Annotated in this window: 14 protein-coding genes; 9 read left to right on the top strand and 5 right to left on the bottom strand. The window is 32.2% G+C overall.

Annotated features, from left to right (window positions below):
• Positions 1–16: 16 nt before the first annotated feature.
• On the top strand, positions 17–460 hold the full coding sequence (locus tag MR054_RS07935) for a JAB domain-containing protein (RefSeq protein WP_242157353.1): 444 nt from the start codon (positions 17–19) through the stop codon (positions 458–460).
• A 152-nt stretch (positions 461–612) separates the two neighbouring features.
• On the opposite strand, the gene MR054_RS07930 is transcribed toward MR054_RS07935, so the two are convergent.
• The gene (locus MR054_RS07930) at positions 613–2,355 is read right to left on the bottom strand and encodes an AIPR family protein (protein WP_242157352.1); all 1,743 of its coding nucleotides are present in this window, start codon (positions 2,353–2,355) and stop codon (positions 613–615) included.
• Positions 2,356–2,830: 475 nt separating this feature from the next.
• Between MR054_RS07930 and MR054_RS07925 the strand changes: the two genes are divergently transcribed.
• On the top strand, positions 2,831–4,024 hold the full coding sequence (locus MR054_RS07925) for a site-specific integrase (protein ID WP_242157351.1): 1,194 nt from the start codon (positions 2,831–2,833) through the stop codon (positions 4,022–4,024).
• Positions 4,025–4,060: 36 nt separating this feature from the next.
• On the opposite strand, the gene MR054_RS07920 is transcribed toward MR054_RS07925, so the two are convergent.
• Entirely contained in the window at positions 4,061–5,071 is a 1,011-nt protein-coding gene (locus MR054_RS07920) for a hypothetical protein (protein WP_242157350.1), read from the bottom strand.
• Positions 5,072–5,209: 138 nt separating this feature from the next.
• Positions 5,210–5,404: a helix-turn-helix domain-containing protein gene (locus tag MR054_RS16810; RefSeq protein WP_420868334.1), complete on the bottom strand. Its 195-nt coding sequence runs from the start codon at positions 5,402–5,404 to the stop codon at positions 5,210–5,212.
• 716 nt (positions 5,405–6,120) lie between these two features.
• Here MR054_RS16810 and MR054_RS07915 point away from each other — a divergent pair.
• Positions 6,121–6,855: a hypothetical protein gene (locus tag MR054_RS07915; protein ID WP_242157349.1), complete on the top strand. Its 735-nt coding sequence runs from the start codon at positions 6,121–6,123 to the stop codon at positions 6,853–6,855.
• A gap of 502 nt (positions 6,856–7,357) precedes the next feature.
• Here MR054_RS07915 and MR054_RS07910 read toward each other — a convergent pair.
• Both MR054_RS07910 and MR054_RS07905 read right to left on the bottom strand, forming a co-directional pair.
• Complete coding sequence (locus MR054_RS07910; protein WP_242157348.1) at positions 7,358–8,383, bottom strand: MBL fold metallo-hydrolase; 1,026 nt, start codon at positions 8,381–8,383, stop codon at positions 7,358–7,360.
• Between the two features lie 5 nt (positions 8,384–8,388).
• Positions 8,389–9,081: a hypothetical protein gene (locus tag MR054_RS07905; protein WP_242157346.1), complete on the bottom strand. Its 693-nt coding sequence runs from the start codon at positions 9,079–9,081 to the stop codon at positions 8,389–8,391.
• A gap of 677 nt (positions 9,082–9,758) precedes the next feature.
• Between MR054_RS07905 and MR054_RS07900 the strand changes: the two genes are divergently transcribed.
• The 6 genes from MR054_RS07900 (at position 9,759) to MR054_RS07875 (ending at position 13,204) form a co-directional block, all read left to right on the top strand.
• Positions 9,759–9,977: a hypothetical protein gene (locus MR054_RS07900; RefSeq protein ID WP_242157345.1), complete on the top strand. Its 219-nt coding sequence runs from the start codon at positions 9,759–9,761 to the stop codon at positions 9,975–9,977.
• A 17-nt stretch (positions 9,978–9,994) separates the two neighbouring features.
• On the top strand, positions 9,995–10,351 hold the full coding sequence (locus MR054_RS07895) for a hypothetical protein (protein ID WP_242157344.1): 357 nt from the start codon (positions 9,995–9,997) through the stop codon (positions 10,349–10,351).
• A gap of 31 nt (positions 10,352–10,382) precedes the next feature.
• Positions 10,383–10,658: a hypothetical protein gene (locus MR054_RS07890; RefSeq protein WP_242157343.1), complete on the top strand. Its 276-nt coding sequence runs from the start codon at positions 10,383–10,385 to the stop codon at positions 10,656–10,658.
• Positions 10,659–10,914: 256 nt separating this feature from the next.
• Complete coding sequence (locus MR054_RS07885; protein WP_242157342.1) at positions 10,915–11,247, top strand: hypothetical protein; 333 nt, start codon at positions 10,915–10,917, stop codon at positions 11,245–11,247.
• 102 nt (positions 11,248–11,349) lie between these two features.
• Positions 11,350–12,243 (top strand): AAA family ATPase, encoded by an 894-nt coding sequence (locus tag MR054_RS07880; protein WP_242157341.1) that lies wholly within the window; start codon positions 11,350–11,352, stop codon positions 12,241–12,243.
• The gene (locus MR054_RS07875; protein ID WP_242157340.1) at positions 12,200–13,204 is read left to right on the top strand and encodes a DUF3871 family protein; all 1,005 of its coding nucleotides are present in this window, start codon (positions 12,200–12,202) and stop codon (positions 13,202–13,204) included. Before MR054_RS07880 ends, MR054_RS07875 begins: the two co-directional genes overlap by 44 nt.
• Positions 13,205–13,231: the final 27 nt, after the last annotated feature.

Here is a 13,231-nt window from a genome sequence, read left to right as displayed (position 1 = left end):
TTTTATTCAAAATATTATGAAAAACGTAATTGCTGAAATACAGTTAAAATATAATAATACCAGAGGTAAGGAGGATAGGATAAAAATAACGGATAGTAGAAAGGCCTATGATACTTTTCTCCATCTCTGGGATTTAGACACCATTGAATTGTATGAGGAGTTCAAAGTATTGTTGCTTAATCGTGCCAATGAGGTGTTGGGAATCCATACGTTATCAAAAGGATGTATATCAGGGACACTGGTTGATTTAAAGTTGTTGTTTGTAGTAGCGTTAAGATCAGCATCATGTGGAATTATAATGGCTCATAATCACCCCTCTGGAAATTTAAAGCCCAGTGAAGTAGATAAACGGTTATACGAAAAGATTAAAAAAGCGGCTGAATACTTGGATATAAACGTGTTGGATAACTTAATAATATCGAAATATGGATACTATAGTTTTACGGATGAAGGGCTATAAAAAGGTGCAGGTTTATAAATAAATATTGAAGCATTTTGTTTTTGAACAAGATCTAATAAATCTCCAGAAGAGAATAAAATAGTAGTTCTAAAGCTTTGAAAATGTAAACATTTAAAAAAGTGTGATACTTTTATTAGGACAATATGTTTGGTTCAGTTATTACATATCTCTTCTGCAAATGCATTTACGATCTCAGAATTAGCACTTCTAACAGCTGTCATTAGTGAAACGAATGTTGTCCTTGCGGCACTTATTCTTTGTTGGTTTTTAATACCGTCTTGTAAACCTTCATTTAATTGTGAAACAAAAGAAGTACCAATATTAACAATAGGGCGCCATAAAATTTTAGCCTCGTCCAATGATATATTTCTGCAGAATTCAACGGAAAATTTATTTGCAATCCTTCTATTTATTAGATTCTCCAAGCAGTCTGAAATTGCAGTAGTAAATAATACGATAGAACCACGGCTTCTTAAAAAGGCGAGAAGATTTTTTTCTTGATCTTTCATTAACTCTTCTTCAGTATTGAGAAGTTCAATCTTGAGTTCTTCAATAGTTTTCATCAGCGAATAACAAAGAGTAATATGTTTTGCAGTTGTTTGATCATTAAAAAATTTAGAATATAATCTATCGGAATCCCAAATTTTACTCTTATCATTATAGGCTATACTTGGTTCGCCATGAAATGCTGCTATAACTTGACCCGCTGTAATAGAAGGTAAAACATTAGGATTTCTTCTTATTATATCTGCAGAACCACCTCTTCTAGACGTATATTCTAATTGAGGGATACTACCAAATTCGCTGGTAATCCTTTTCTGGTGTTGGTCATTACTACGAAAATCAGGGGCGTTAATCTTATTTTGACTGTTATTATATTTTACTATTGAAGCAACTGTATCTGGATTACTACATTTTATAAGTCTAATTGGAATTAACATCGATTCTATCGGTGGTTCATTCAATGAACCAATTGCACCTGTAGTTTGTGCGCCATTTACAATTGAAAGCCCTGATATTTTTAATATCTTAGTTTCAGCATCATAATCGAATCCATTCACTAATGCCGTAATTCCATTATTATAAACAAAAAAATTCTTGGGTGTTTCAGTAGCGGTGTTTTTGATTCCATTATTGATGTTTGAATCGGAACGCCTACTACCTAAATAATCACGAACATTAGCTGAAAATAATGCCGTACTGTGTGCTTGATACAACTCATATAGAATATCAGCATGGATTGAAGTAGAAAATGAATTCCAGTCTGTCCCATTATTAGAAAAACCATCACAATTGTTAATAACAATTTCGTCTGTCATTAGTATTGGAATTGTTAATCCTAAATACCATTCATTTAAAGTTTCTAGACCAACTTCAAGTGAATGTGATTCAATTCCTTTTTCTGAATAATGTTCACTTAATATTGAATAAAGTGTATGTTCTACGCTAATTAATTCTTGCCGAACATTTTCTGATTCTGGTAAATTATGAGAATACCATATTGTAATTCTTGTTATTTCATCATCTTCAATTTTTTGTCGTAGTTCACGGGCTGCACTCTTAATTCTATCTGGTAAATCTTCGATTTGACGCGTCAATAGCCAAGACACAGCTGTATTCAAATCACTTGCTTTGTTAGCAGGTGCCTCACCCCTATCTTTTTTAGAAAAGAAACCTTGCGCAATTACTGCCTCCGACCTTTCTAGGTCAATATAAACTAAGTCAGTTTTTTTATCATCAGCTCCATCTACTAGGCTATCAGTGGCAACCTCATCAATATCCTCGATCGAATATTTAAGTTGAAGAGTATATAAAAGTAAAGCATTATCTCCATATTTTGCTAAATCCTCTCTTGACGAATAATTTGGGAAAAAGGCGTATTCTTCTTGTTTCATTTTTTTTTGATTCAATTCAATATTTAGACATACCTAGGGTGTTTTTTACTATTTATAAACCTCGATATAAGATTATTTATTAAGTTTTAAAGATAACTCCTACAAATCAATTGACATAAAATTTTTACAACAATTTTAATTTAAGAAGCAATTTAATTTGGTAACTAAGCTTTAGTAACTGATAGAAATATGCCTAACAAAAAGGATAAAAACGAATGGAATAATAATTATATATCTGATAACCAATTATATATATCCCTGGTTCGAGCCCAGGTGGGACCACCATTTAAATCAAGTCATACAAATATGTATGGCTTTTTTTATGCAGTAAACTGAGCTACACTTTATAAATAACTGTATTGTATGCATTGATTGCATATTGTCTTATAATGCCAACTTTTTTACTGAAAAAAGACTCCTATCGGGTTTCCCATTATTAAAAAAAAGACTCCCATTTAAATTAAATCTAAAAATCATGAAACTAAACATATTATTTACTGTTAATAAACATAAAGTAAACAGTAAAGGCTTGTGTGGAATTACTTGCAGGCTAACTTACAAAAAGGTTAGAAAACAATTCTCCACAGGAATAATCATCAATCCACACTTCTGGAAAAGTAAACAGCAAATTGTAGCTCCACCAGAGCCATACGCAGAACTAAAGAACACACAATTGAGCCTGATTAAGACCAAACTTAGTCAGGCTTTTTTAATACTTCAGGTTAAGGAAGAACCCTTTACCGTAGAGGATATATACCTGCTATACAAGGGAGAAAAAACCCAAAAAGAACAAGGAACCCTTGAAGCATTTAACCGTTATATGGAGTCCTTAAAAAGGCTAATTGGCATTGATATCCAAAGAGGGACTTGGGTTAAGTTTGATTATGCCTATAAACATGTAAAAGCTTTTATAAAGCATAAGTATAATCGCAATGATTACCCTTTAAATAAATTGAAGTTACAGTTTCTGGCTGATTTTGAATATTATCTAAAGACTGAGAAGGGTTTGGGTCAAGCCACCATAAACAAAATGATACAGCGCTTTAGAAAGCCTATTAGAATAGCTGTTGCTGAAGGTCATTTGGATAAGGACCCTTTTATGCTCTACAAGGCTAAAAGAACCAGGAACAGTATTGTGTTTTTATCTCCAGAGGAACTTAAAAAACTTGAGAAGCATGAATTCTCACAGCCCAGATTGAAGTTTGTAAAAGACTTATTTATTTTTTGTTGTTATACGGGACTACCATATAATGAATTAATGAGAGTGGAACCTAAACATGTAGTAAAAGGTTTTGATGGTAATAGGTGGATTGAGATGAAACGGCAAAAAACATCTAAAAGTTTATCTATTCCATTATTACCCAAGGCTAAGGTCATTTTAGACAGGTACTTGGGAAATAGTGAGAATGTGTTTCCAAAAATTAGTAATCAAAAGTATAATTCATATTTAAAGGAGATTGGAGCTATAGTAGGCTTAGATAAAAAGCTTACCACCCATATGGCGAGGAGGACATTTGCTAGTACTGTATTGTTGTATAATGATGTACCGATGGAGATTGTAAGTGAACTTTTAGGTCATTCTAGTTTAAAGATAACTCAGGATAGTTATGGGAAGGTAGTACAGAAACGTATTAGTATGGAAATTAATAGATTAAAGGGAAGTAGTTAGCTTCCCTTATTATATTATCCGTGAGAGAATTTAAAATTAATTTGTAATAACAGATAAAACAGGAGGTGATAATATTACTCCTGGTCCGACAGGGGCCTTATCAGCTTTTACTCTATAGGTTAAGACGTAATTCCCATCTTTATTGTGAACAGTTGTAAAATGATATGGTAGGTCTGTTCCTGAATAAATGGGGTCCTCAGGATAAGCTGCAAATCTTCTCATCCATTCTGGAGTAATGAAATAAGTCGCTTCTCCTAAGAGGTCATCACCAGTAGGCATTAACCAATTCAATAGATCAGAAATCCAATCTTGCACGGTTGGCGGTATTGGATACCCCCAAACACTCAAAATCCATGCTACACCTTTAACAATAAGTTCGATTCCTTTTTTAATTTCCTGTATGTTGTCACTGTCATGTTCCATGAGAGTTGAAAGTAATGAAACCCCATTGAGTTCTCCCTCCCAAATTGCTGCGACAGGCCCCTTTTTAACGGTTCCATCATCAACATTATTATAATGCTCGCTGGTGTCACTTACAGGATGAGAAGTCGTGGTGACCACATTCATTTCCCCCACATCTGCATCGATATTTATATGCACAGCATTGATAACTGCATAGGGCTCATCACTTCCTCCAAACCAACCCCAGTCCCCTTGAGAATCTTTACAGTATAATCCAGTATATTCAATCCTGAATTTAGTGTCTAATGGAAATTCAGGTGGAGGATTTAGGTCAACATCGTCATCGGAAACATACATTGCCATAGGTATCGTTAATCGAGCCCTCATATCATTTTCAGAACCTTTGGTTAAATTTAATCTACCGATATCACGCAATACATTTCTCTTAAATCTTGAGGGTATCTTATCAAAATTATTTAGTAGCGACTTAGTAATTTTCTTGTCTGTGTCTAATGTTTTCATGTGACCCGAAAATGCCTGACTTAGGTCAGAATTCAAAGCGTCTTCATTATAATCCCTTAATAATTGTATGAATGTTGCCGTTGCGAGAGGGTAGTTGGCAAACCTTTTAATTCTTCTTGCCATGATTAAATAAATTAGTGGTTAATTATTGTAAAATTAAACAGATCACTATTAGATACTTAGGACAAATCAGGACATATTAAGACTTTAGTCGACAAATGGAGACAATACTTTTGTATGAGGTGAATATTTGTTATTCCTTTATAGACTATTTTTAAAAGGGTTCATCGGGTAACCGAATTTATTGTATATCAACCTTTGTTCTTTTGGGCAGACTAATCTATTAGGAAGAATAATATTACAATTTTTTAACCATCTTCTTAAAGTTCTTGGAGAAACTCCATATTCAGCAGCTATTTGTTCGCGTGTTTTTACCTTTTCGTATATCGTCTTCATAGTACCACATTTAAGAAATCAAAACATGAATTTCAAACAATACTAGGGACAAGGAACTAAGAACTTTAGATTTGGTTTTATTTAAACTAACCAATAATTTATAAATGATATTTAAATCTAATTTATTGGCACTATTAATATTCAATAGTGAGAAAATCAACGATAAGCGTAATAGCTGGTTAGTGAAATTCATAATACATACCAATTAAAGTATATGGTCAAAAATCAAATAATGATTTTAAAACTCATAAGACTCAATTAAAATAATCCCTTTAATTGTATGTAATAGCAAGATGTATAAATATAAGAAAATTATTATTAATCGTCAGCTTAATACCAAAAAATCAGTCAATTAGGTTAATCCAATGAGCAAAATTTCAACTTAAATATATATTATTTCGCCTTTTAAAGGAGTAATGGATATTTGAGGCATATAAAGGCATGAAGATAGTAGCTTGTATTTGTAGAGAGGTAGTGCGTAACTGGTTTAGTTTGGAGATAAACAGATCAAAGGGGAGTGGATAGCTCCCTTTTTTAATGTAGATATTGAATAAAGTTACTTTTGGTTGGTTGCATTAATTGCTAATTAAGGGCTTTAAATAATTTAAAAACTGAAGAGCCAATAAAACTATGAATTATAAATATTGAAAAAATTTATCTAATGATTTTTTGATTAATATTGTTTTGAATTGTAGTTCCTATTTAAAAGAAATGTTATGCCATTTAAATACCACCCGCTAGTCCAAAAAACCAAAGTAGAATTGGAAAGATTGGATAAACAGAAGAAAATTAGTTGGGAAGAATGGCAAAAATTTGGAAGCCAATTTTTGCCAATACATACAGAACCCAAATTAAGGAAAAGAGCTCTAAAATTCATGGACGCTTTAATTAGAAAACTAGAAGAAAATAACCATAGTATCAAGTTTGAATATCAGGATTGCCATATAGAAATGTATGGTGTTTTAACCCAAATTAATTTAAGACAAAAGTATTTTAGAAAACGTATTCCAGATTCAAGAGGTTATGTTTCTAATTCTTATGAGAAGAGTAATTTGCTTGAATTTCAAGCTGGTTCAGCGTATTTTAAAAATTGGATTGATAAAAAAACAAAAACTTTAGAAGATTATCTTCAAGCCATTTATGATTATATAGAAAAAGACAGTAAACATACAGCAGAGTGTTGGGAACGCAATAGAATTAGACAGGAGCAAGAAGAAGCGCAACGTAAAATTGAGGAAGAAAAGGCAAGGCTAGAAGCTATTGAAAATGAAAAATTTAATAAGCTTATTATAGATGCTGAAAATCACAATACAGCAAATATAATTCGTTCATACCTTAAAACATATAGTGATAAACTTACTAGGTCAAATAACTTTACATCTAATACTGAAGAATACTTGTTTTGGGCAAATAAAAAAGCGGATGAATTAGATCCATTAAATGGAATATAAAATATACTTGTCAAAGTTGACGACAAGTTTTCAATTTTTTTACTGAACTATTGAAAGCACAGTATTACTTTAATTTGAAGTCCAATCTTTGTTTTTGTAGACTTCATTATTTCTATATTTTTCCTTACTATCCAAAATATTTAGAAATGTTTGTTTGTCTACATTTAAAAAGTAATCGAAAAAATAATCACCTTCTTCAATAAAATCATGGTTGACTAAATCCCAAATGTTCCACCAAGAAGACTCTATTTTAACATTTTACCAATTTTTGGTTTTGACTGTAATTCTTAATGAAAATGCTAATTTGTAAATAAAAATTTTCTACAAATTTTAATTGGTATCTATAATTTTTCAACCTGCAGTTAGCCGTTAGTATATGAAAAGCAGGCGATCTCGAAGCTCTAATCTTTTGGTTAAGTACAAACCAAGATATGAGCTACAAGTCTTATATTTATTAATGTTTCGATTATTTTTTATATACATTGTTCCCTGTTGACCTTTTTTATAATGGTTCCGCTGTGGCCCAATTTCGTTCAGGAAAAATATTGGATTTAGAATTAAAATGTATAGTTCCTGTTTTATGGGTACTATATGTTTTGCAGTCAGGCAAGTTTTTCTTTATGCAAGTGATAACAGCCTTTCTAGGGTGTTTTTTGTTTCCACTTGCAGAAACCCAAAATTGATTTGGATTAAAATTGCTAATCCAATTCGTACTTACATTTCTTCTACTTCCGTGATGTGGTAATTGACAAAAATATAAGTCTTTAATATTATATCCATTACTCTCTGCTGATTCAAAAGCATCAACTCCAGAATCCGCTGTAAATAAGTACTTCCGATTACTGGAATCAGTAAACCTTGTCAAAACAGATGTCAAATTCTCCGCGGAAGCATCATTTTTCTCATCAACTTTAACACATGGATTTAAACCTTCTTGAACTTCATTTATTTCGCTTTCAGGTTCAATATTAGAACCTGAAGTTTTTAGATTGTCAATGTTTGTAAAATAACCAAGTTGCTCTAAATAAAATGATTTTGAAGGCCCAACAAATTCAAATAGATTATGGTCTAATACGCTGTCAGAAAATGCTGAAAGTTTCGATATGCCATACTGGTCAAGAACATTACTTAAATCATCAGATTGTTTCAATGATTCAAAAAGTTTTTGAACTCTTTGGTTCGAATACAAAAATGATTCATTTAAGCTTTTTATTTCATTTCTTTTTGCTTCTTCAATGTAGTCTGTTGGGTCATTATAATAAAATCGTACAATCTTATTTTTAAAATAATGAACTAAATCTATCAAGCCACCGATATGGTCGGAATGAGGATGTGTATTAATTATTAATATTGGACTATTATCTGAGATGTGTGGTTTTATATAGTTTTCATAATGCTCAATTATTGTTTTTGCGTCTTTTAGGTAACCACCATCAATTATTGTTATAAAGTCAGCATTTTCTGCTTTTGTCCATATTATATTGCAATCTGCATTGCCAAGCGATAGCATATCGATACTAAAATCCATTTCCTTTATTTTTGTAAAAATTGTTCGAATAAAATTTTTGCGTAGTATTTACCATATCTATTAATCAAAAATTTACTAAAAATTATCAGTACAATATAGACACCTAACAAGATTACATTAAGATTGACTGCAAATTGATTAGGATAAGTATATTGGAATAAAAAGATATTAAGTATTGAAATTATGGTTGCTAAAACGCTACCTCCAATTAGATTTCTTATAAAGCCGTATTCAATATTGTGCTGAAGTAGCATAGAGTTATCTCTAGTCACATTTCTTACTTGAGCCACAGCGCTTGAAATAGTTTTTCTTGCTTCTTCTTCATTCTCGTTTTCAGCACGTGAATCCAGTAAGTGAATATTAAAGTCTGTGGCAATTTTTTGGACAATTTGGGATTTTATTGATTTTGCCAATGTGGTATCTGAATTAAGTAGAAAATTGGTGGTTGGCATATTAATCTCTTCTTTGAAGAAAATATTTTGGAATAATTCTTTTGAAATTAGACGATTGATTTGAACAAGAAAATAGATTAAGGCTATCGACAGAGTTATGTCACTAGCCCATTTATAACCCTCTAAAAAGGTCATAAACTCTATAAGTTTTTCGCTAAAGCCAAAATAATATAAACCAAGAATTGGAATCGAAGTCAAAATTGTCGGAAACAATCTAGCTTTAATGTAATATTCGTTTATTTTCATTAATTGTCTTTTTCTCAGCTTGCACGTAACAAGCGGATGAACACATCAGTGTGTTTAATCTAACCAAATGTAGGAAAAATTAGCAAGAATTCATGCGATTAACTTATTTTTAGAAATAGAAGTTTTTAAATTGAATCATTTTAGTAATTTACTAATTACTTTTATTTCAAATAAAACCTGTCAAAGTTGACGTCAAGTTGTTAAAATATTTAGAAAAATAGAAGATATCGTTAACGTAAGTTACATAAATGAAAAATCATGAAACAAAATAAATTTAACATAGATTTTAAAGAATTTTACAGTTCTAATAAACCCTTAAAAGCCATTTCATACAATTACTTTCTGATATTATACAATTAAATTCCTGATAATTTTTCTATTTCCTTAAATGTTTGGAATAGGCACATTTTCAACGATATTATCTTGTTCATATAAATAGCATGACAGTTACTTATCTTTGTCTTTGAAAAACTCAATGACCTGTTCTTTTATAAACAGCAGGTCTCGAAGAACATGCTTGGTTGAAATACGTTGCTTCATAAGAAATCAATTTTAGATGATTATTCTTAATAGTTATTTCTTTTTTATCTGGATGGAGAGCTTATTGGTTCCAGGGTTACGGAGAATCATGTTGTTTTAACTAACAAACTAAAGTGTAATCTTTAACAATAATAATTATGGACAAGGAAAAAGATAACAAAAAATCAAATTCAGGATGTTGGAAAGGCTTATTAGTTCTTTTAGGTGGAGTAATTCTAATTTTCAGCCCTCTTAATCCGTTTTTTGAGACTTTTGGAGAGGATGATATTATGACAAATTCATCATGGTTAATCAATATGATTTTGTTTGGAGGGTTAATATATTTTGTTGTAAATAGATTTAAGAACAAGGATTAGCAATATGAACTTACAATATGACCTTTGATAAAAATACTGCAAATTTAATTAGTGCTTTTAAAAAATTAAGCCTTGAACCCTTGGAAGAATTATGCGATGTGTCAATCTATTCTTATGATTATAAACAGGAACTTATAGAGAAACTGCAAAAAAAATTCGATAAAATTAGCTCAGAGGACATTTCTGAACTTGTAGCTAAAGAATCAAAATGCAAATACTGTTACCATGAAAGTAAAGCTTATAGCTTCCATCATCCAAAGACAGATGAATTAATAGTTCGTTATGTTATTTTTAGAGAATCGGAGAATTTTTACAGAGTAGAGGAGTGTAAATATAAGCCCATTTTAAATAGAGAAGACGGATTCCCATTTTAGTTAATAATAACCCTAAAACCTCGAAAAGACCATGATACATGAATTAATGGATATAGAGCATTTTTATCATGAAGGAGAAAAAGCTCTTAAAAATGGAGACAAAGAAAAAGCCGCCATGCTTTTTAAAGCGTCATACGAAGTATACAATAATGCTGAATCCTACGTTGATTTAATCCCACATATATTTATTGAAAAATCCGATAAAGCTTATGAAAATTATCTTAAACTTACTAGGTCGAACCCTCCTAAAAAGGAGAATAAATTGAAAGTATTTCTCAAAATTTTTTTTGGTCAAAAATTAAGTTGATTTTTCATAAATGGATTTGAGATAAAGATTATCCTCCTCCCCCAATTTTTATAGAATTAACAAGACCGTAGGCTAATCTAATCGATAACCCCCCACTCTTTTTTACTTTTGACTGTCCCCCCGGGTATGGTCGATTTCAAATAAAATTAATTCTTAAAAAACTAAGGTTATGAATTTTCATTTACAGAGCTCTCCGAGAGCGGAGGAAGTAGTTTACACTACATTGGATGGTCAGACTATTAAGTCAAATGTTATTATGATTCCCGCAGAAGTTAAATCTGTTCCAGAACAAATTAGGATGAATTCTAATGGAACTCAGTGGCGATTGATTATAGTTACGGTCAATCATCCACGATTGGGTTTGGTTGAACAGACAGCCCAATTATTTGAGCAATCCTATCAGCTTTATCCAAATCATTTTAAGCCAGGCAGCCAGATTGAAATTATGGTCCAAACAGAAGGCTTAGGCAAAGGCCTTGCCAAGGCACAATTAGTAGCTTCTAAACGTATCGATATTGACGTATGGAGTCAATTATTGGCAGAAACTTCAGTTGTGAACCAAGTGGTCGATAAGGAATTGGTCGCTTAAATTAAATCAAAAAGCATTGAATCAAGGGCTTCAGAAATGAAGCCCTTTTTTTATGTCTTAAAAATTAGAACCTATAACATTTAAAATTATAAACTATAGATTATGAAATTACAACTAGCAACGCGAAGCCAGGTAAAACTAAGATTGGGATTATCTGGAGCATCAGGATTTGGAAAGACCTACAGTGCCTTATTGTTGGCCTATGGTATTACTGAGGATTGGTCAAAAGTCGCCATCATTGATACTGAGAATAGCTCAGCGAGTCTGTATTCCCATCTGGGAGAGTATAATATTTTGACCCTGGAAGACCCCTATTCACCAGAGCGGTACATTGAGGCCATCAGAGCCTGTGAAGGGTATAGTCAAGAGGTCATCATTATAGACAGTATTACCCATGAATGGTCAGGAAAAGGGGGCTGTCTTCAAATACATGAAAGGCTAGGAGGAAGATTTCAAGACTGGGCGAAAGTAAGCCCCAGGCACCAAGCCTTTATAGATGCTATTTTACAATCCAGCTGCCATATTATAACTACAGTTAGACGAAAAATAGATTACTCATTGGATATGAATAATAGTGGTAGGACAAGAGTCATTAAACATGGTACAAAAGAAATCACAAGGGAAGGCTTTGAGTACGAACTGACAGCGAATTTTGAACTTATAAACGATAAGCACCAGGCCAAGGCATCAAAAGACCGTACAGGACTTTTTATGAACAAGCCAGAGTTTGTCATCAATGCCGCTACGGGAATGAAATTAATCCAATGGTGCAATATGGGAACGTCGCTAGAGATGGTAAAAAAGGAGATAGAGCAATGTTCTACTGTAGAAGACTTAAGATGCGTCTATAGTAAATATAAAACCTACCAAAAACAGATTCATCCAATGATAGTACAACGTAAAATAGAACTGGATTCTGTAAACGGTCAACTGGTAGATAAGCAAGAAATAATTGAAAACAAAACAAAAGAAAGCCATGGAACTGATAACCAATAGGAACCCACAGCAAATGATTCTGGATACATCAGACATAGTATCTAAAAGCGGCACTAACTTTATTGAAGCCAATACAAAATCGGTTAGTTTGAACCACTTAAGAAAGGACTGTACCATACCTGTCTTTGCTAAGGACAATGAAAGTACTATAAGCCATTTTGAATTTGTGGATGCGACTTTTGACTTGGTAAAACAACAGTTCCCAAATGAGATAATAAACAGACCAGAGATTAGAGTGTCACATATTATCAAGGGCAGGACACCTGATGCTATTGGCATACCAGCTAAAGAGCTAAAGGAACACCAAAAGACCATATACTATGAACGGATGGCATTTATTATTGAGATTCCTTCCTTAACTGAGAATGTCAATAGAAATTCCTTATCACTTACAGTTGGAGGGGTGCGTTCATACTCAGAACAGAATCTTTACAGTAAAAAAAGTTTAGAGAAGTTCAAGGTGTTCATAGGCTTTAAAAATATTGTATGCCTTAACCTTTGTGTGAGCACAGATGGTTTAATGGATAACATCAGGATTGGAACAATAGGAGATTTGGAACAGCATGTTAAGTTGTTGCTTTCCTCCTATAATAAAAAAAGGCATTTAGGGATGTTGGAGAAAATGTCAAAGTACCAACTCTTGGAAAACCAGTTTGCTCATTTGATAGGTAAACTCAGGATGTACCAGAACCTACCAAAAGATGAAAAGAAGGGTTTGTTTGCATTTGGTTTAAATGATAGCCAAGTAAACCATATAGTGAAGGATTATTATAGATGTCCAAATTTTGGAAGGAACGAGTATGGCTCAATAAATCTTTGGAGCATGTATAATTTATTTACTGAAGCAAATAAGAGCAGTTATATAGATTCAAACCTTGAGAGGAATGTAAATGCATACGAGTTTATCAATAAACTGGGTAATTCAATTGAATTTAAGACCCCCGATTGGTATATGTCTTAATTATTATATAGCTAAAACGTAATTTTT

The sequence above is a fragment of the Aestuariivivens sediminis genome, from assembly GCF_022662105.1.
Taxonomy (GTDB): domain Bacteria; phylum Bacteroidota; class Bacteroidia; order Flavobacteriales; family Flavobacteriaceae; genus Aestuariivivens; species Aestuariivivens sediminis.
The sequence above is the reverse complement of the archived record's forward strand: the minus strand, read 5'-3'. Positions and strand labels throughout refer to the sequence as shown.